Raw genomic sequence first — 20,619 nt, forward strand, 5'->3', positions numbered from 1 at the left:
ATTAATTAATGAGGGAGAAGTGCAAATCTTATGATGAAAAGAACTGCTAAAACATAAACGGCAGGATTTACTTCTTTAGACTTGCCTGTAACTATTTTTACTATTGGATAGAATATCATACCTGCAGCTATACCATTTGCTATGCTGTAGCTAAATGGCATAACTGCAATTGTAAAGAATGCTGGAAGTGCTTCTGTAAAATCATCAAAATTTATCTTAGTTATAGCACCCATCATTAGGGCACCAACAATTACAAGTGCTGGAGCTGTTGCCTCTGCTGGAACTATTCCAACAAGACCAGTAAAGAACATTGCAAGTAGGAACATAACCCCTGTTGTAAAGGCTGTTAAACCTGTTTTTCCACCTTCTGAAATTCCTGCAGTTGATTCAACATATGTTGTAACTGTACTTGTACCAAGCATTGCACCACAAGTTGTTGCAATAGCATCTGCAAGAAGTGCCTTGTTCATATTCTTCATCTTTCCATTTTCATCAAGTAGGTTTGCCTTTTGAGCTGTTCCAACAAGTGTTCCAATTGTATCAAACATATCAACTAAGCTGAAGGATATAACAACCATAACAACGCTCATTATAGCACCAACTAGTCCTGCTTGGCCTAATCCTAAAAGTCCCTTAAAATCCATCTTCATAAAAGTTGGTGCAACTGAAGGAGGAGCAGAAATTAACTTTATACCTTCTATGTTTGTTATTCCCATAGGAATTCCAATTATTGTTGTAACTATGATTCCTATAAGTATTGAACCTTTAACATTTCTTGACATTAATATTCCTGTTATTGTAATACCTATTAAAGTTAATAGTGCGTGCTTATCTGTAAAACTTCCAAAACCAACAAGTGTTGCTGGATTATCAACTATTATACTTCCACTCTTAAGTCCTATTAATGCTATGAAAAGTCCTATACCACCTGAAATTGCAAGCTTTAAGTTTTGTGGAATTGCATCAACTATCATCTCTCTTAAAGAAGTTACTGTCATTAGTATGAATAAAAGTCCTGATATAAATACTGCTGCAAGAGCTTGTTGCCAAGTATAACCTAATGTTAAACAAACACTGAAGGTAAAGAAGGCATTAAGCCCCATACCTGGTGCTTGTGCAAAAGGAACATTTGCATAAAGTGCCATTATAAATGTACCTATTGCTGCTGATATACAAGTTGCTGCAAAAACTGATGCAACTACTGGGTCGTTTATTGCATTAAGGCTTGCCGCTGCATCACCTAATGCATTTTTACTATTCATACCTGCAAACTTTAGTATGTTTGGATTTACAAATATGATGTAGGCTATTGTGATGAACGTTGTAATACCTGCTATAATTTCTGTTTTTACTGTAGTGTTGTTTTCTTGAAGCTTAAATAGTCTCTCAAGAATTGATACGTTTTCTTCTCTTCTTTGAGTTATATCCATAATCAAAACCTCCCTTAAAAAATTATCACCCTGACTTACCATGAGTAAGTCAGGGTGATATATATGCTAAATAAACATAGCAATGCCCGACTCACTCATAGTCGGGGAATTTACGGTCCCCCGGTAGAGACTTCCGAACCATATTATCGGAATTATATGAGTGACTTATGTAATTTACACTATTATATTAACACCATATTTCGCCATAGTCAATATATTTTTTGTAATTTTTACTTAATTATTCGGAATAAAATAAGTTTATAACATCAATTTCATTTTATATTTCGTTATATAACGAACATTTAATTATGGACTGGCAGCCATATCACATATAACTTTTGATCAAAAGTTATTTTTGTAATTTTAACACAGATAAAAAAATAAGGCAAGAAGAAAATTAGGCAGCTGCATTGCAGCTGCCTTTTATACTACTTCATCTACATTCTCATTTGCAAATTGACTGTTATATAGATCTGCGTAGAATCCACCCTTTGCAAGCAGTTCTTTGTGGTTACCCATTTCAATAATTCTTCCCTTATTCATAACTATTATAAGCTCAGCATCACGTATTGTAGATAATCTATGGGCTATTACAAAGCTTGTTCTTCCCTTCATAAGGTTTGCCATAGCCTTTTGTATTAAAACCTCTGTTCTTGTATCAACGCTACTTGTTGCCTCGTCAAGAATCAATATCTTAGGATCGTGAAGTATTGCACGAGCAATAGTAAGTAGCTGCTTTTGTCCCTGTGATATATTAGTCGCCTCTTCGTTTATTACAGTATCATAGCCCTGTGGAAGAGTTCTAATAAAGTGGTCTGCGTGGGCTGCCTTTGCTGCCTTTACTATATCCTCCATTGTTGCCCCTTCTTTTCCATAGGCTATATTGTCCTTTATTGTTCCATTAAACAACCAAGTGTCTTGAAGAACCATACCAAACATCTTTCTAAGCTCACTACGTTTAATATCCCTTATATCAACACCATCTATAGTTATTCTACCAGAATTGATTTCATAGAATCTCATAAGCAGATTAACCAATGTAGTTTTACCTGCACCTGTTGGCCCAACTATAGCAATAGTATGCCCTGGTTTTACCTCTAAATTTAAATCCTCTATTAGAGGCACATCCTCCTTATATCTAAAGGATACATTTTCAAACTTCACTTCACCCTTAGGTTCTTCAATTACAACAGCATCCTTACTATCTGGGATCTCCTCTTCTTCATCTAATATTTGGAATACACGTTCTGCACAGGCAATTGTTGACTGAATAACATTTGCTATATTTGCTGTTTGAACTATTGGCATTGTGAAGGATCTTGAATATTGTATAAAGGCTATTATATCCCCAATTCCAAGACGGCTCTTTGTTATCCATATTCCACCTACTATACTTATTCCAACATAACCTAAGTTACCTATAAAGTTCATAAGTGGGAACATTATACCTGATATAAATTGAGCTCTCCAACCTGCTTCCCTTAGTCTATTATTTATAGATTCAAAATGTTCTATTGCATCCTTTTCACGTCCAAAGGCCTTTACTATTTTGTGACCTGTATACATTTCCTCAACGTGTCCACTCAACTCTCCAAGTTCCTTTTGCTGCATTGCAAAGTATTTTTGTGACTTCTTTGCAATAAGCATTGTTGATATAACATAAAGAGGCATTGTGGCAAGAACAATTAATGTTAATGTTGGGCTTATTGTAAGCATCATTATAATATAGCCGATTATTGTTATTACAGACGTAATCATTTGAGTTAAACTCTGCTGTAGTGTTGTTGCGATTGTATCAACGTCATTTGTAATACGGCTAAGTATATCCCCGTGTAAATGAGTGTCAAAATACTTAAGCGGAAGTCTTGCAAGCTTTTCATCTACTTCCCTTCTTAAATCACGCACTGTCTTTTGTGAAACACCTGACATAACAAGTCCCATAGTTAAGCTAAATAGAGCACTTATTATATAAAGGGCAATAAGAATTAAAGCTATTCTTCCTATATATTTAAAGTCGTACTCTCCATTTGTTTCCCTTATTGCAGTTATTACTGCATTTATTTGCTCATCTGTAAATTTAATGTTCTCTTTTGCATCCTTTGGTGCATTTTCCATTGTATTTTGCATTTCTTTGCTTAAATCTAAAATCTTCTTAGCCACATCAGCCTTCTCATCTGCATTTGTGAGAGTTCTTAATTTTGGTAGGGCTAAAAACTCCTGAACAGCCTTTATGCTCTTTGTATCAAATTTGTTTTTAGAATCAGCATTATCTGTCTTCATATCTGGCATTTTGCCAAATATATCAAGCATTCTATTTAAAACCTTTGCCTTTTCATCGGCATCTTTTATTGAATTTAACATTGGAAGTTCAAGAAGCTCTTTTACATTTTTTAACTGTTCGCTGTCCATCATATCATTTGATGCTGTGCCATCACTATTCATATTTGGCATTTTACTGTAAACATCTATAAGCTTAATAGTTGTCCTCTTCTTCTCTTCTTTATCCTGTATGCTGCTTATATCAGGTAAGGAGAGAAGCTCTTTGAGTGTATTAAAATCTGAAGCTTTTATATTACCTGTTCCTGCCCCTGAAGTATTTGGCATACTTTGAAATATGTCAAGCAAATCAATTAAAGTCTTTTTCTTTTCTACAGGATCCTTTATTTCACTTATCAATGGAAGCTTTAAAAGTTTTTGGGCTGCCTCCATTGTCTTTTTGTCCATTTTATTTGTTGTAGTGCTTGAATTTGTATTGAAATTTTTAATCTCTGGTATTTTTGCAAGTGCTTTATTTAAAGTATTTTCGTCAAGTTGCATTGACATACCTTGCCCTTGAGATGGCATATTCTTTGATAGACTTAAAAACTTTTTAATTATATTTATCTTTTCATTTGGATTTTTTACATTTTCAAGTAGTGGAAGACTTAGTATCTCCTTTGTTGATAAAAGAGTTTTTGCATCTATTTGCTGATTCTGTGGCATACTTTGAAGAATATCAATAAACTCAAGAGTTACTTCAATCTTCCTTTGTCTATCGGTTATTGTATCAATCATTGGAAGTTTTATAAGTTTTTGCATAGCCTCAAGCATTTTAGGATCCATTGATGGCATCTGTCCACCCTGTGGAATTTGCTGCATACCACTCTGCTGCTGCATACTTAAAACTAAATTCCTTTGAGCCTTACCCATTTGCAAAGTTATATTATCTACTGCAGCCTTTTGTCCACTTACAACACCCTGATGTAGTTGAATGGCTACACCCTTGTACATTTCATCTACTGCCTTCTTTTGTGCATCCGCCATATTATTAGTTATCTGCTCTACAGCCTTCTTTTGTCCATCCTGCATATTATTTATAATTTTATCGACAACTTCCTCTTGAACGTCACCCATCTTTTCATTTAACTGCTTTACTGCTTCCTCTTGCCCCTTTGCCATTTCACTTAACATTTTACGAGCCATATAGGCATCCTGTAGTTTATTTAATGCCTTACTTGATATTTTAGGAGTAACTATAGTAAAAGTTGTACTTGCAATGGCTAATATAAGCACTATTATTAAATTTAGTCTGTGGGGTTTTAGATAGCCTAAAAGTCTTTTAAAGGTCCCCTTAAAATCCTTCGGCTTTTCCACAGGACGACCAAGTCCAGCAGGTCCGCCGCCTCTTCCCATCGGTCTATTCATTCCTCTATTTTGGCTCATGCTATTTCCTCCTCCGATAGCTGTGATGAAACGATCTCTCTATATACATCACACTGCTCTAAAAGTTCTCTATGGGTTCCAATTCCAACTATTTTACCTTCATCTAAAACAATTATTCTGTCTGCATCCATAATAGTTGCGACTCTTTGTGCTACGATAATTACTGTTGAATCCTTTGTTTCCTTTTTAAGTGCAGCCCTTAATTTTGCATCTGTTTTAAAATCAAGTGCTGAAAAGCTATCATCAAAGATGTATATTTCAGGCTTTCTAACAAGGGCACGGGCAATTGAAAGACGCTGCTTTTGTCCTCCAGATACATTCGTACCACCCTGTGAAATTTCGTGATTAAATCCACCATCCATATTTTCAATAAACTCAAGTGCCTGTGCCACCTCTGCTGCGTGCCTTATTTCTTCATCTGTTGCATCCTCTTTACCAAATCTTATATTATCTGCAATTGTTCCTGAGAAAAGGATGGCCTTTTGTGGAACAAATCCTATCTTATTTCTTAATGTTTCTTGACTCATCTCTCTTATATCAACACCATCAATTAAGATACTTCCGCTATCCACATCATAAAATCTTGGAATTAGATTTACCAATGTGGATTTACCCGAACCTGTACTTCCTATGATGGCTGTAACTTCCCCTGGGTTTGCTTTAAAGGAAATATTTTTAAGTGCAGGCTCTTCTGCACCTTCATAGCTGAAGGTTACATCTCTAAATTCTAAATATCCCCTACCTGTAAATGTATCTACAGTTTTTTCTGCATCCTTTATCTCTGGCATTGTATCTAAAACTTCGTTTATTCTTGTTGCTGCTGCCTGTGCACGAGGTACCATTATGAACATCATTGCAAGCATTAGCATTGAAAACATAATCTGCATTGCATACTGAGTAAAGGCTGCAAGGGCACCTAAATCCATACTTCCCTTGCTTATACGTATTCCTCCAAACCATAGAATTGCAAGTGAAGTAAAGTTCATAACAAGCATAATAGAAGGCATCATAAAGGCCATTATTCTGTTTACTTTTATATACGTTTCTGTAAGGTCAACATTTGCCTCGTCAAATCTTCTTCTCTCAAGTTCAACTGTATTGAAGGCCCTAATTACCCTAATTCCTGTTAACTTTTCACGAAGCACAAGGTTTATCTTATCAATCTTTACTTGAACAAGCTTAAATAAAGGTATAACCTTTGATGCAATTGTTGCAACAACGATTGCAAGCACAGGTATTGCAACAGCAAGAACAAGTGTAAGCGGTCTATCCTTTCTTAGAGCTAAAATTAAACCGCCTATTGCCATAATAGGTGCACTTATCATCATACGCATAATCATTATTGTAACTGTTTGTATTTGTGTAATGTCATTTGTTGTTCTTGTAATTAATGTTGCAGTTCCAAACTTATCAAATTCATTAAGTGAGTAACTTTCGACTCTTTTGAAAACTTTGCTTCTTAATATTGTACCTAAATTTGCTGCAACCTTTGCTGATAAAAAGCTTGCAATAACAGAGCAGATAACTCCAACACCTGCTACTAAAAGCATAACTCCACCAATTTGAAGTATTCTCTTAGTATCTCCCTGCATAACTCCTTCGTTTATTATGTTTGACATAAGGGTTGGAAGATATAAATCCCCTAAGGATTGTAGTGTTACAAAGAAGAACACTCCAACAATCATTAGAGCATATGGTTTTAGAAACTTATAAAGTCTTAACACAGCCTATCATCTCCTAACAAATAAATTGTTTTTAAGTATAAATTTAATGATTTCCTATCGATGCATAATTATAAAATCACTTTTCCTTTACCTTTTCTATGTTTTCTGCCATCTTTTCTAAAAGGGTTTTGAAAACCTCCTTTTCCTCCTCTGTGAAGTTTCCAAAGCAATGCTCATTTAAGTCAACCATAATATTTTTTAACTGCTCGCACTTTTCTCTTCCCTTTTCAGTCAAATAAACCCTTGATATTCTCTGATCCTCTACATCCTGCCTTCTTGTAACTAACCCTGCCTTTTCCATTCTATTTAGCATTACAGTAATTGTAGCAGGCTTTATGTGGAGTTTATCCGCAATCTCCCTTTGGCTCTGACCATCATTTTTATATAGTGTAAAAAGTAGTGGCGGCTGACCAGGGTATAGATCAAGTTTTTCAAGTATGTTATGTAGGTACTGGTGGTGTACCTTAATAACCTTTATGAAGGATTGATAAAGGCCTTCAATATTGCAAAAGTCCATTACAATTCTCCTTTCACCTTTGTATACATTATAAAATTATTTAGACGTCTAACAATTATTATAATAATAGTTAGACGTCTAACTGTCAAGAGAAATTTAACTGGCAGCCATATCACTTATAACTTATTATGTTTAGAATGTTTTATTTTGGCAAAAATCTATATGAGGTGAGTTGTATGTCAAATAGAGAAAGAGGATATTTTGAAGGTGCCATTCACCACGTATGGCAGAAGGGGAATAATAACGAATATATTTTCAAAGATCCAAAAGTAAAACAATTTTTTATAAAACAATTAAAAGAATATAAGAAGAAATTTGACTATAACCTATTTGCTTATGTAATAATGGATAATCATTACCACCTGTTAATACAAACATTTAATAACAATATAGGTGAAGTGATGTTTCACATTAACAATGTAACAAGTAAATTTATTAGAGACTATTTAGGCTATACTGGTCACATATTTAAAGGTAGATATAATAGTAAACTTGTTGAAACAGATGAATATTTCCTTTGGTTAATAAGATATATACATAGAAATCCTATTAGAGCAGGTATTTGTTCAAATGTAAGTAGTTATAAATGGAGTAGTCATTTTTTCTATGTAAAGGGATATTCAAATTTTGTAAACGTTACCTTTCCATTATCTTTACTTAACAGTAATAAAAGTAAATCTATTGAACTCTATTTAAATCTTATGAATATAAATGGCAATGAAAAAACACTAGATGATGACTTCAAATTTATAAGTAAAAACTTTAGTTTTTTTAAACCTGAAAATGTTCATGAAGATATAAAATTTGAAATCCCAAGGCGACCTTCTCTTCAAGAAATACTAGATTCATTTAAATTACCTGATGAAGATATTATATTATTAAAATCAGGAAGCCGAAGAAGAAATTTAACTCCTATCAAACTTGAACTTATTAAAAAGGCAATAAATGAAAAGTATACTCTAACAGAAATTGCTTCATTCCTTAACGTTAGTCAAACAGCTATTTCAAATATATTATATAGGTCAAGTAACAAATAAATTTAAGCCATATCACAAGTTATATGTGATATGGCTGCCAGTACTTTATCATTTTCCTATCTAAATCTATCTCTGCTTCAACACCATAAGGTATTATACATCTTGGATATGCGTGTCCAAAGTTAACGTTATATAAGATAGGCAAATCCTTGTTATCTATAACTTTATAAAAAACTTCTTTATACTCATCATAATAGGTTTCATCTTGTGGCTTTCCAACAATAATACCACTAATCACATCAAAAACACCTTTATTCTTTAATGCAAGAAGTTCCTTTTCAAAGAACTCTGGGTTTGGTTTTTCCTCACAGGTTTCAATAAACAATATTTTATCTTTCCATTCTTCTAAATTAGGGAATAACTCGTATTTATCGCATACTTCTTTATATGCATCTTTAGTCAATATATCATATATACTTTCTAAACAACCTCCTAAAAATCTACCTCTAACCTTTCCTCTGCCTTGAAGCACCTCATATCCTCGTTTTTCTGTATGTTTAGTTCTACTTATGCCTAATTGATTTTTAGAAAAATCCCTTCTTTCCTCATACCAAACATCACTTGACTCAATAATAAACTCATCTTTTTCTTCAAAATACTTTAAAAATTCCCTTTTAGTATATGGAAGCATTTCATTATCTAATTCGGCTATGTCTGTTAGAAAACTTGGGCCATAGAAGGTTACCAGTCCTAATTTATAAAACATTAAATGGTTAATAGTAGTATCTGAAAATCCTGTAAAAATCTTCGGATTGTTTTTAACTGCATCAACAAACTCCCTATCCCCTAAAAGATATGGCAAAGTCTTATATGTATCTTCTCCTCCAATTGAACAGATAATCCCCTTTATTGTATCATCACAAAAGGCCTGCTTTAAATCCTTTGCTCTATCTTCAGGGTGATTTTTAACATATTCAATCCCCTTTAGAGAGTTTGGCATAAAGATAGGCTCTAATCCAAACTCCTTTAATCTTTTAACTCCTAATTCAAGCTGATGTCTTGCAAAATCTTCTCCTAATACACCGCTTGATAAACTTACAATTGCTACTTTATCTCCCCTTTTTAATGGCTTTGGTTTTAACATATTCATACCCCCAATTGAATCTATTGAAATTTAATATTTAAGATACCATATTAACCATATTTTAGCAAGTATTAAATTGATTTGTTTTTAAAAAAGTGGTTAAGCTTCAGCAATAAAAAGCAGCCATATCAAAAGTTATAAGTGATATGGCTGCCAGTTATTAAATTATTCCCATTCAATTGTTGCAGGAGGTTTACTTGTTATATCATATACAATTCTATTTACACCCTTAACTTCATTTACAATCCTTCTTGATATTTTATCTAAAACTTCGTAGGGCACTTTAAACCAATCTGATGTCATTCCATCCACACTTTCCACAGCCCTTATTGCAATAAGGTGAGAATATGTTCTCTCATCTCCCATTACGCCAACACTTTTTACATCAGGAAGTACAGCAAAGTACTGCCATATCTTTTTATCAAGGCCTGCTTTTTTTATTTCTTCCCTTACTATAAAATCTGCTTCCTTTAATATAGAAAGCTTTTCCTCTGTAACCTCACCAAGTACCCTTATCGCAAGACCTGGTCCTGGGAATGGCTGTCTTGATACTAATTCTTCTGCAAGTCCAAGCTGTCTTCCAACTTCTCGAACTTCATCCTTAAATAGTTCCCTAAGTGGTTCAACTAACTTAAATTTAATGTCCTCAGGAAGTCCCCCTACGTTGTGATGGCTCTTTATAACTGCAGATGTTCCTGTTCCACTTTCAACAACGTCTGGGTATATTGTCCCTTGAACCAAAAACTCTGCCCCTTCTATTTTTAATGCCTCGTCTTCAAATACCCTTATAAACTCCTCACCAATTATCTTTCTTTTCCTCTCAGGATCAGTAACTCCCTTTAGCTTTCCTAAAAATCTATCCTTTGCATCAACCATAATAAGGTTCATATCGAACTTTTCTTTAAAGGTATTATAAACCTCTTCTGCCTCTCCCTTTCTTAAAAGGCCGTGGTCAACAAATATACAGGTTAAATTTTTACCTATTGCCCTGTGTACCATTAAGGCTGCAACAGAAGAGTCAACTCCACCTGATAGGGCACATATTGCCTTTTTGTCTCCAACAGTCCTTCTTATTTCCTCTATCTTTTCATCAATAAAGGAGGACATCGTCCAATCCCCCTTGAGGCTGCATACATTAAACAAGAAATTTTTAATAACATCAAAACCAAACTGTGAATGTTTAACCTCTGGATGGAATTGAACGCCATATATCCTCTTTTCTTTATTTGCCATTGCCGCATTTTTGCAGGAGTCTGTATAGGCTATATTTATAAATCCATCTGGAAGTTCTGCAACATAGTCAGTATGGCTCATCCACATTATGCTCTCTTTAGGAAGGTTTGAAAATAGGGCACAGTCATTTTCTACAACAACACTTGTGTTTCCATACTCCCTTTTATCTGCCTTTTTAACTTCTCCCCCCAACATAAATGCGGTAAGCTGCATTCCATAGCATATTCCAAGTATAGGGATATTCATCTCAAATATTTCCCTATCTACCCTTGGTGCTCCCTCTTCATATACGCTATTTGGTCCACCTGTGAAGATTATTGCACTTGGGCTCTTTCTTTTTATTTCTTCTATTGAAACTGTGTATGGTACTATCTCTGAGTACACCCCACACTCTCTAACACGCCTTGCAATAAGCTGGTTATACTGTCCTCCAAAATCTATTATCAAAACAAGTTCTCTATTCATATTGCCCTCCTACTTTGCATCTGTTGTATAGTTTGGTGCTTCCTTTGTAATGTATATATCGTGTGGGTGGCTCTCCCTTAAACCTGCTGATGTTTGAACAACAAAGACAGCCTTCTGTTTTAGTTCCTCTATGTTCCTTGCACCGCAGTATCCCATACCAGCTCTAAGTCCTCCAACTAACTGATAAAGCGTGTCTGCAACAGGTCCTTTGTAGGCAACTCTTCCTTCAACTCCTTCTGGAACAAGTTTTTTATTATCCTGTTGGAAATATCTATCCTTGCTTCCCTTTTGCATTGCTGCAATTGAGCCCATTCCTCTATACACCTTAAATCTTCTTCCTTGATATATTTCTTCTTCTCCTGGACTCTCCTCACATCCTGCAAGAAGTGAACCCATCATTACAACAGATGCACCTGCTGCAAGGGCTTTAACTATATCTCCAGAATATTTAATTCCTCCATCTGCTATTATTGGAATACCGTATTTATCTGCCTCTTCTGCACAATCCATAACTGCTGTAAGTTGAGGCACTCCAACTCCTGCTACAACTCTTGTTGTGCAGATTGAACCAGGTCCTATGCCAACCTTAACACAGTCGGCACCAGCAAGTATTAAATCCCTCGTTGCCTCTATAGTTGCAACGTTACCTCCTATTACCTGAAGCTCTGGATATGCATTTTTTATTCTATATACCATATCTATAACACCCTTTGAATGGCCGTGGGCAGTATCCACAACTATTACATCCACACCCGCTTCATATAGTGCCTTTACTCTATCCATTGTATCTACAGTTACTCCAACTGCAGCACCTACCAAAAGTCTTCCCTTTTCATCCTTTGCTGAATTTGGGAACTTAACTGCCTTTTCAATATCCTTTATTGTTATAAGTCCCTTTAGGGCATAGTTTTCATCAACAAGTGGAAGCTTTTCTATCTTGTGGCGTCTTAGTATTTCTTCTGCCTCCTTAAGGCTTGTTCCAACTGGTGCTGTTATTAAATTATCCTTCGTCATAACTTCGCTTATTCTTCTTGAATAGTCCTTTTCAAATCTTATGTCGCGGTTTGTTATAATTCCAACTAATCTTCCACCTTCAACAATTGGGACACCTGATATTCTGTACCTTGCCATTAATCTATCGGCATCTTCTATTGTATGTTCTGGAGATAAAAAGAAGGGATCTGTTATGACTCCGTGTTCTGATCTTTTTACCTTATCTACCTCTAAGGCCTGCTCCTCAATAGACATGTTCTTATGAATAATTCCTATTCCACCCTCACGAGCCATTGCTATTGCCATTTTTGACTCTGTTACTGTATCCATTCCTGCACTTATAAGTGGGATGTTAAGCTTTATTTTTTTTGTAAGATATGTTGAAACCTCTACATCCTTAGGTAATACATCTGACTTTTGTGGAACTAATAAAACGTCATCAAAGGTATAGGCTTGCTTTAAAATTTTCATTTTTAGAATCCTCCTCCCCTTTAACATGCCCTTTAGGGGAAACAAAAAAGCATATTGCTCCCCAAAAAAAGAAATGAGTGAAGTGCAATATGCAAACGCAAAGCAACCTCACTCATAGTCGGAGGTTTACGGCCCCCGGTAGAGACTCCCGAACCATATTATCGGGATTATATGAGTAGGCATGTATTCTTTATTTATTTTTTAGTATTATATAGGTTTTGAAGTAGTTTGTCAAGACAAAAAGTGCCACCAAGAGCTCCGAAAAAATGATACCTTAAAAATTGTCACCACTATATATAGTGAATAAAAGATAATATGCGCAACTATATATAGTATGTTTTTAAAAATAATTTGATTTTTTCGGAGGTCTCCCACCCAGGTGAAATGTGACATTATCCATTAATTGTTAGTAATATATAAGCTTAGACACAATTCACTGGTATGTTAAAATTGTATTACGTATTTAGGGAGTGATTAATTGAATAGTTTAATTTTAACTCAAGATAATCAGATTTTTATCAAAGTTATAAATAAAGATTTTAAAATAAAGGAACTGATAAAAGAAGTTGAAGAAATACAAATAAATCTTGATAAAAACTACTTTTTATCATTAGTTTAAAATATTGTAGTGCAAAATTATCAATGAAGGCAGCTTATTCTGTCTGTAATAAGCTATTAACTTTATTGGATGAGGTTAGATTCGATAACATACTTAAATGCCAAGAAGAAGCATCACGTTCTGTTGGGCTTTCTAAAAGTAAGGTTGTATATATTAAAGATCTTGCTCAAAAAAATAAAAGATGGTGTGGTTAATATAGATAATATCGATAGTCTTACTGACGAAGAAATTATTAAAGAACTAATTAAGGTTAAAGGAATTGGTAAATGGACCGCGGAAATGTTTCTTATATTTTCACTCGGAAGAATGGATGTATTTTCTCTTCAAAATTTGGGTATAAAAAAAGCAGTTCAGGGGCTTTATATAATTCCTGAACTACCAAATAGAGAATTTGTCATAAATTTTAGTGATAATTTTAAGCTCTATAGAACTGTTGTTACTCTTTGTCTTTGGGGCGGAACAAATAAAGTCATAATAAAGTGATGCAAATATATTAAGTTTAAATTAACTTTCTTCTCAAAACTAAAAACGTCCATAAAGACAAAATATATGGACGTTTTTGATAATAAAAGTTAGTCATCATTTTTTACTTCTTTTAGATTACTTTCAACCTTTTTTTCACCTTCTTTTTTCTTTCCTTTCTTTGCAGGTAAAGCTATATGTACGTTACCCTTAAGTCTTGTTTTTGATGCCATATATATCCCTCCTTAGTTTTATTTTGCATAATATGAATAATGTCACATTTCACCTGGGTGGCACTTTTAGGATGTCCACGCATATTTCATTATTTCTATTTTGTCCTTCTCTGTTTTGGCTGCAGATACTAACTTGCTCAAATTATTTTCAAACTCATCCCTGTTTTTTATAAATCTATCTTTATCTACCCTTCCTTCCTCAACCTCTCTAATCTTTTCCCTCTCACTTTTCCAGTATTCTACCGCTCTGTCTGAATCCTCTTCTTTGAAGAACACATCGCTGTCTACAAACCACATTGGTTTATAGGTTGAAAGGCAGGGAAGCGATGAACCTGTTGCCAAAATATTTATTTCTCCATTTATAAGTTCAACAATCATACTCCCTGTTGTTTCACTTGATATTAAACTACCATCGTGCATACAAATATTCTTCATTGAACCATTTAGTCTGTTTCCATCTTCCTTTTCGTGGTGTCTCAAAATGCTTTTAAAGTCATCTACTGTCAAACTTCCCTGTTTGCTTTTTAAATAAGAATAGGTTATGTTTCTTCTAAAATCACCCTCTGCAACCTTTGCAACTAATCTGTTTTCATACCTTTCTTTAAAATTGAAATTTTCTCTTCCCAATATTCTTTTGTATATAAAATTATCCTCAACATCATTACTTAACATATCATAATCATTAGTTATACTTATAGAATTAGATATACTGTCTACATCTTCAATTTTTTTGATAGCCCATATATACCCAGCAGTTTCTATTTTATAGGCAGAATTGAAATCTGCAACTATAAAACTGTTATGGTATTTTAAGTTCTTTGTATACCCACATTTTCCACCTTGTCCATAAGTTTTAATAAAATAAACAATATATCCGAGCGCTTCTACTGCTGTTTTGCTTCTTTCAAGCGATAGCCTCAAAATGTCCATTCCAAGAAGTGCAGGAGGGCCTTGTTTTTGTTTTGTAAACACTGCCTCATTACCTATGACAACACCAAATTCATTAACCCCCATTTCTGCTCCCCATATCCAAGAGGGCTTAAATAAAATACACTCATAGGTTTCCTCTGCCTGTGGTATTTCAATATAAGTACACTTTACTGTTTCACCCTTTTTATACTTCCTTCTATCAGTTCTTATTATTATATGAGGTTCGTTCTTTTCTCTATCGCTGTTTTTTCCAAAAATCACAGAACCATTTTTAGTTGAATTTTTCAATGCAACAAGTGTATCACACATATTTATCCCCACCCATAAAATATAAATTAAATTATTATGATTTCAAATTTAGTTAATATTAAAAAATTAATGCAGAACCCACCTGTTCGCATTAATTTTTTTCATATTAATTACACAAGAATTCTTAATTAATGAAATGTTTTATAAAACTACGCAGTTTTATTATCAATTCCAATATGGTCCGATTTAAACATAAAACTAATAATCCATTTGAAATTGCTGATTTGTTGTTTCAATTCCAATATGGTCCGATTTAAACGTTAAGGGAGAAGAAGTTTTCCATAGTTGCAGTAAAGTTTCAATTCCAATATGGTCCGATTTAAACGAAAAATTGATATTGAAGGATAAACACTATAATATTGGTTTCAATTCCAATATGGTCCGATTTAAACCCCACTTTAAATCGCTTTAGAGCGACTTTTTTAATATGTTTCAATTCCAATATGGTCCGATTTAAACTTATTTTCCCTTTTAAGATTTTTATTAAGACCTCAGTTTCAATTCCAATATGGTCCGATTTAAACAGAAAATAGTAGAATTGTTAAAAGCAAGCGATATATGTTTCAATTCCAATATGGTCCGATTTAAACCCTAAAGAGTTGAAGACTAAACTTAAAGATACTTTTGTTTCAATTCCAATATGGTCCGATTTAAACACTAATAACACTATAACAAGTTCATTTTTAATTTCATCGTTTCAATTCCAATATGGTCCGATTTAAACCGGATATACATAACACTACATTAAAGGAGAGGATATTAGTTTCAATTCCAATATGGTCCGATTTAAACCCGTTAGGGGAGTCGCATTTTTCAAAGGTTCTCCTAATATAAATACCCTATTTTTTTAGGGAACCTTCAGTTATTAAAAATCCCTTAGGAGGTTTACAAACTTTATTCCTCTATATACTAATATAACTTATTTTTTCCATTATTTCAATATTAAACTTATGCCTACTACATAAAATTTAAAAAACTATTATTTTATAAGCAAAAACACCCAAGTGAAAGTGCGGTATTTGGTAATTAATGTATAATTCACATTTCACTTGGGTGGGAGACCTCCGAAAAAAATCAAATTATTTTTAAAAACATACTATATATAGTTGCACATATTATCTTTTATATACTATATATAGTGGTGGCGATTTTTAAGGTATCATTTTTTCGGAGCTCTTGGTGGCACTTATTTTAAAAATATGCTTACTAAAATTAAAATAAACATAACAGTAAAAATTCCCATTTGTATATTCAACCTTTTATTTATCTTTTCAATTTTTATATTAATATCAGCTTTCAATTCTTCTGTCTTATTTTTTACAACTTGTTCTATATCTGTTGATAGTAAATTACTTGTATTTCTTAATTCCAACTGTATATCTGATTTATTTTTTTCCAATTTTGATGCAGCTATCTCTTCAAATCCTAAATACATTTTTTTGTTTTCAGTATCTATTGAATGAATTGTGCTTATAAGCTCATTTTCTAATTGTTTATACATAATACTCAGGTCCTTATTAAATGAAATGTTTTCTTCTTGAATTTTTTTTATATTATTGTTCATATATTCTTGATTTTTGTTCAATGTATCATTAATTTCAAGTAATACTTTCTTTTGTATTTCTATTAAACTTATAAATTCTTTTTTTAGTTCTTCTATATCACTAATTACTTTAGAGTATTGTTGTTTGTTTGTAGATATTTCATTATTTATATCACTAATTTTATTTATAATATCTGATATTTTTTTTATGTTTTTAGCTTCTTTTTCTAATTCATTTATCGTATCATTTAATTTACTTACATCAACCATTTATCGTCTCCCCTATTCTTTTTAGTTTTTCTACTGATATTTCAATAATTTTATTAAGACTATAATAGTCTTTTAATTCAATATATATTTTTTCTAATTTTTCAGGATAAACATCTATTAACATCTTACTAAGTTCTATTCTTGATTTTTCATTAAATAATTCTTTAATCTTAAATATTTCATTTAAAATCTCATATTTTTTATCTTTTTCATATTGTGATATCTCTTTCATTGCCAATTCTAATCTTATTCGACCATCTTGATTTTCAAATTCTCCTAATATTAACCTTAAAATACCACTTAAAAAGTTAAGCCCAGTATTATACCTATAACTTTCAAGCAATCTTGTTAGATTACTCTTCACATTTTTAATCTCTTCAATGTCAATGAGGATTTTATTTCTTTTATCTTGTGTATAGGTGTAAAATACTTCAAACCAAGATTTATGATCTAAAGGATTTTGGGCAATATAGTCCAGTAAATATGTGCTCTCTGTAAATTTAAAATACCTCTCAATTTCTTCTTTGAAGCTTTTACTATCCTTAAAATTATCACAAAGCTCTAATATATTCTTTATTGCTTGTCTTCTACTATAAACTATGTTGTCATAAATCCATTCTATTAATATATTAAAAATCTTTTGATATTTACTAAGAATGTTACTGTTATATATTTTTATATATTTTGAGTACTTTTCATTATTTACCTTATTTAAATCTAAAGAAAATTCTTTATCATATCTTCTTATGTAGTATAACAATGCTTCTTCTGCTGTTTGTTCTGTATAATCACTAAAATATACTTTTATAATTTCCCTACCCTTATTCCAACTTTCAATTGTCCAATCGTCAATTATTTTAACTAAACTTAGTCTATAAATTGCCTTTTGTACATCTGCAAATTTACCTATTTTTCTACATTCAATATTCTTTATTGTACCTGGTTCAGCGAAGTTTTCAAATATACTCATTACCTCTTTAAATTCTTCATCAGTACCTTTGTTGTTGGACAACCATAAGAAGAAAATTCTTAATACATCTTTTCCCTTAAAACCATATTTCTCCTGTATTTCTTTTATTTCTTCTATTTTTGTTTGAGGATTAAACAACTTTTCTAACTCATTTTTTTCTATATTTTCTCTCGTGTATAGAACATAACAATCGGCCTTCTTTTTATCTCTTCCTGCTCTACCTGCTTCTTGATAGAGGGCTTCTAAAGAAGCTGGTAGACCAAAATGAATTGTATACCTTATGTTACTTTTATCTATTCCCATACCAAATGCTTTTGTAGCCACTAACAATGGGAACTTATTTTCTTTATATTCTTTTTGAACTCTCATTTTATATTTATCAAATTCATCCGAGTCTAATACAGGAATACCTTTTATGTGCGGTACTTCTCCTGAATACCATCTTGCATCTATATTAAATATCCTTGATAACTCATTAGCAATGCTATAACATCCAATTTTTCCATTTTTTAATAAAGTAAAAATTAATCCACTTTTTGTATTTAAACCATCAATTTTAAATATATCTTTTTCTCTATTTAAATTATTAAGAAGATCAATTAAAATATTTTTCTTAATAATCTGTTCTTACAAAAATAATTTCAGGATATTTTTCATTTTCATCAGTCCATCTTCTTAGCAAACTAAAGTTTACATTAATATACCCTTCTTTAAATTGAAATTCTGATTCATTACTATAAACTATTCTTACATCTGGTTTGTTAAATTGCAATTTCATAAGCTTACAAATGTTTTCTAACCATATAAATATATCTTCAAGTGCTATTTTTGCAAAATCTTCATCAACATCTAAACTCAAAATATTAAAACTCCAAATTTTATCATCCAATTTTAATATTTCTCTTTGAAGTAATTCTAAAATCAATGTCTGAAATCTCATTACTGCAGTAGCAATAAGTGCCTTTTTTGTATATTCTTCTTTATAATTTTGTTGGTTATAATAATTTTCTTTATAGTAATTTAATATTTTATCAAACTGTTTCAATCTATTCTTAATCTTATCCATTTTATATTGAATATTATTATTTCTTATTTCAGTAGTATTTATCTCAATTGTTTCTATACCAAATTTAGCTAAATATTCTTTTCTATCTTTATCATTAATCTTATTTATTTCTTCTAAATGTTGTTGTCCATTTATCTCTATAACAAGTTTTGCTTGCGGTAAATAAAAATCTACTTGCTGGTCTACAAATTCTTGATTTATTTCACCTGTTATTTCATTAAATAAAACCTCAGGTATTATTAATTGCTGGATAAACTTATATTCTTCTAAATAATTTGGTAAGATTTCTTCAAAAAAATATTTTGCAGGGTAATCATTTTTTTATCATTGCCTTTTATCGTTTTATACCAAACAGGAGGCTTATTATCAATAAGAGTAATTCGTGTATTAAATTTCTCTAAATTATGTAATGATCCTATTACATCCTGTAGGTACTGGGACATTATAGTTGGACATCCCCTATGTAATATATTTTTTATAACACAATAAGCCGGGTAATATTTGTTTCTTTCTTTTCTACTATTAGTTAAATTTTGTATAACGAAATTATGATTAGTATATACATAATTTGCCGTATATTTTTCCATCAAAACTCATCCTTTTCAATTATAAAAATTTATTTTTTACAACTTAATTACATTCTACCATAATTGTAAACCAATCTAAATATTTGCAAAAAAAGTGCCCGTATATTATAAATACGAGCATAAAACTATATTATCCTTTCTTCTAAAATAATCTTGTTTGCCTCTGTAATTATTTGTTCATCTAACCTTTTAGAATTTTTTATAATTTCAAGTGCAAGTATTTGAAGATTCTCAGAAAATATTTTTTTTGCATTATTTATTCTAATAATTTGCCCATCTATACTTTTTGCATTTTTATTTTCATTTAATAGTTTATTAGCAAAACTCTCGTTTGTAATTTTTCCCATATAACAATCCTTAAAATCATAATAGTATTTTACAAATATACTTTTACCTATAGAATTTAACATCCTTTCCACCTTATATTTGACGTCATCAATTTGATTTAAATCTATTGTATTTTGTTTTTTCTTCTGTGGCAAAACTGTAGGTGCATCTCCTATAAATTTTGTTTTTTCTCTCATATATTACCATCCTTTGTATTTATAATGTAACGTTTCATTTTATGGGACTTTCAAAATATAAAATACGTTTTTCCAATATGGTCCGATTTAAACACTTAGAAGAGCTGAATTGCTACAGTTTCCTTGATTTGTTTCAATTCCAATATGGTCCGATTTAAACTCATTATCCTCTACAGGTGTTAAATCGCTATCATCAAGGTTTCAATTCCAATATGGTCCGATTTAAACTGCAAGAGGTAGTTCAGGTTATGATTCAACTTCCTATGTTTCAATTCCAATATGGTCCGATTTAAACTTAGCATAGATGTCTTCTTCTTTAATTTCATTTGAGTTTCAATTCCAATATGGTCCGATTTAAACCTAAAATATATGTTGGAAGCACAAGCGGCTTAAATTATGTTTCAATTCCAATATGGTCCGATTTAAACTTCCATTATAGACATAATTANC

At 32.0% G+C, this 20,619-nt stretch carries 17 protein-coding genes, 2 CRISPR repeat arrays and 2 riboswitches (1 of these 21 running past the window's edge); of the genes, 4 read left to right on the forward strand and 13 right to left on the reverse strand.

The features are described from left to right. Positions 1–5 precede the first annotated feature (5 nt). The 4 genes from A3M9_RS0107210 to A3M9_RS0107225 form a co-directional block, all read right to left on the reverse strand. The gene (locus tag A3M9_RS0107210) at positions 6–1,430 is read right to left on the reverse strand and encodes an NCS2 family permease (protein WP_035166088.1); all 1,425 of its coding nucleotides are present in this window, start codon (positions 1,428–1,430) and stop codon (positions 6–8) included. 78 nt (positions 1,431–1,508) lie between these two features. Next, positions 1,509–1,610: riboswitch (purine riboswitch) on the reverse strand. A 243-nt stretch (positions 1,611–1,853) separates the two neighbouring features. Next, entirely contained in the window at positions 1,854–3,710 is a 1,857-nt protein-coding gene (locus A3M9_RS13405; RefSeq protein ID WP_242826190.1) for an ABC transporter ATP-binding protein, read from the reverse strand. A 1,418-nt stretch (positions 3,711–5,128) separates the two neighbouring features. Further along, entirely contained in the window at positions 5,129–6,856 is a 1,728-nt protein-coding gene (locus A3M9_RS0107220; protein ID WP_027308632.1) for an ABC transporter ATP-binding protein, read from the reverse strand. 76 nt (positions 6,857–6,932) lie between these two features. Beyond that, positions 6,933–7,373 carry a MarR family winged helix-turn-helix transcriptional regulator gene (locus A3M9_RS0107225; RefSeq protein WP_027308633.1) on the reverse strand — a complete coding sequence of 147 codons (441 nt, stop codon included), beginning with the start codon at positions 7,371–7,373 and terminating at the stop codon, positions 6,933–6,935. A 176-nt stretch (positions 7,374–7,549) separates the two neighbouring features. Here A3M9_RS0107225 and A3M9_RS0107230 point away from each other — a divergent pair, with 176 nt between their 5' ends. Beyond that, positions 7,550–8,410, forward strand: a complete 861-nt coding sequence (locus A3M9_RS0107230) for a transposase (RefSeq protein WP_027308634.1) — start codon at positions 7,550–7,552, stop codon at positions 8,408–8,410. Positions 8,411–8,429: 19 nt separating this feature from the next. On the opposite strand, the gene A3M9_RS0107235 is transcribed toward A3M9_RS0107230, so the two are convergent. The 3 genes from A3M9_RS0107235 to guaB all read right to left on the reverse strand — a co-directional run bounded on the left by A3M9_RS0107235 (position 8,430) and on the right by guaB (position 12,656). Beyond that, entirely contained in the window at positions 8,430–9,494 is a 1,065-nt protein-coding gene (locus tag A3M9_RS0107235; RefSeq protein WP_027308635.1) for a S66 peptidase family protein, read from the reverse strand. Positions 9,495–9,659: 165 nt separating this feature from the next. After that, the gene (guaA, locus tag A3M9_RS0107240; protein WP_027308636.1) at positions 9,660–11,192 is read right to left on the reverse strand and encodes a glutamine-hydrolyzing GMP synthase; all 1,533 of its coding nucleotides are present in this window, start codon (positions 11,190–11,192) and stop codon (positions 9,660–9,662) included. 9 nt (positions 11,193–11,201) lie between these two features. Continuing rightward, a complete protein-coding gene (gene guaB, locus A3M9_RS0107245) occupies positions 11,202–12,656 on the reverse strand; it encodes an IMP dehydrogenase (protein WP_198011948.1) in 1,455 nt (484 codons plus the stop codon). A 95-nt stretch (positions 12,657–12,751) separates the two neighbouring features. Continuing rightward, positions 12,752–12,851: riboswitch (purine riboswitch) on the reverse strand. Between the two features lie 283 nt (positions 12,852–13,134). Between guaB and A3M9_RS14620 the strand changes: the two genes are divergently transcribed. From A3M9_RS14620 to A3M9_RS14200, 3 genes are read left to right on the forward strand one after another with little or no spacing between them, the layout of a single operon-like run. Continuing rightward, positions 13,135–13,275, forward strand: a complete 141-nt coding sequence (locus A3M9_RS14620; RefSeq protein WP_156897881.1) for a hypothetical protein — start codon at positions 13,135–13,137, stop codon at positions 13,273–13,275. Between the two features lie 23 nt (positions 13,276–13,298). Further along, positions 13,299–13,469, forward strand: coding sequence for a hypothetical protein (locus A3M9_RS14425; RefSeq protein WP_084424679.1), 171 nt, complete (start codon positions 13,299–13,301; stop codon positions 13,467–13,469). Further along, positions 13,462–13,758, forward strand: coding sequence for a DNA-3-methyladenine glycosylase (locus A3M9_RS14200; protein WP_156897882.1), 297 nt, complete (start codon positions 13,462–13,464; stop codon positions 13,756–13,758). Before A3M9_RS14425 ends, A3M9_RS14200 begins: the two co-directional genes overlap by 8 nt. A gap of 89 nt (positions 13,759–13,847) precedes the next feature. On the opposite strand, the gene A3M9_RS14980 is transcribed toward A3M9_RS14200, so the two are convergent. From A3M9_RS14980 to A3M9_RS13420, 6 genes are all read right to left on the reverse strand, one after another. Further along, complete coding sequence (locus A3M9_RS14980) at positions 13,848–13,970, reverse strand: hypothetical protein (protein ID WP_256379677.1); 123 nt, start codon at positions 13,968–13,970, stop codon at positions 13,848–13,850. Positions 13,971–14,036: 66 nt separating this feature from the next. Next, complete coding sequence (locus A3M9_RS0107260) at positions 14,037–15,209, reverse strand: peptidase U34 (protein WP_027308638.1); 1,173 nt, start codon at positions 15,207–15,209, stop codon at positions 14,037–14,039. A 162-nt stretch (positions 15,210–15,371) separates the two neighbouring features. After that, a CRISPR array of direct repeats spans positions 15,372–16,001; the repeat unit is 30 nt; unit sequence GTTTCAATTCCAATATGGTCCGATTTAAAC. A 394-nt stretch (positions 16,002–16,395) separates the two neighbouring features. Then, the gene (locus A3M9_RS13415; RefSeq protein ID WP_035166093.1) at positions 16,396–17,022 is read right to left on the reverse strand and encodes a hypothetical protein; all 627 of its coding nucleotides are present in this window, start codon (positions 17,020–17,022) and stop codon (positions 16,396–16,398) included. After that, entirely contained in the window at positions 17,015–18,361 is a 1,347-nt protein-coding gene (locus A3M9_RS0107270; protein WP_027308639.1) for a helicase-related protein, read from the reverse strand. Before A3M9_RS0107270 ends, A3M9_RS13415 begins: the two co-directional genes overlap by 8 nt. A 244-nt stretch (positions 18,362–18,605) precedes the next feature. Continuing rightward, a complete protein-coding gene (locus A3M9_RS14880) occupies positions 18,606–19,343 on the reverse strand; it encodes a DUF559 domain-containing protein (RefSeq protein WP_084424681.1) in 738 nt (245 codons plus the stop codon). Between the two features lie 427 nt (positions 19,344–19,770). Further along, positions 19,771–20,169, reverse strand: coding sequence for a hypothetical protein (locus A3M9_RS13420; protein ID WP_027308642.1), 399 nt, complete (start codon positions 20,167–20,169; stop codon positions 19,771–19,773). 63 nt (positions 20,170–20,232) lie between these two features. Then, positions 20,233–20,619: direct repeats of the CRISPR family, unit length 30 nt; unit sequence GTTTCAATTCCAATATGGTCCGATTTAAAC (it continues 313 nt past the right edge of the window).

Origin of the sequence: Caloramator sp. ALD01 (assembly GCF_000472625.1) — a bacterium.
GTDB lineage: Bacteria > Bacillota > Clostridia > Clostridiales > Caloramatoraceae > Thermobrachium > Thermobrachium proteoclasticum.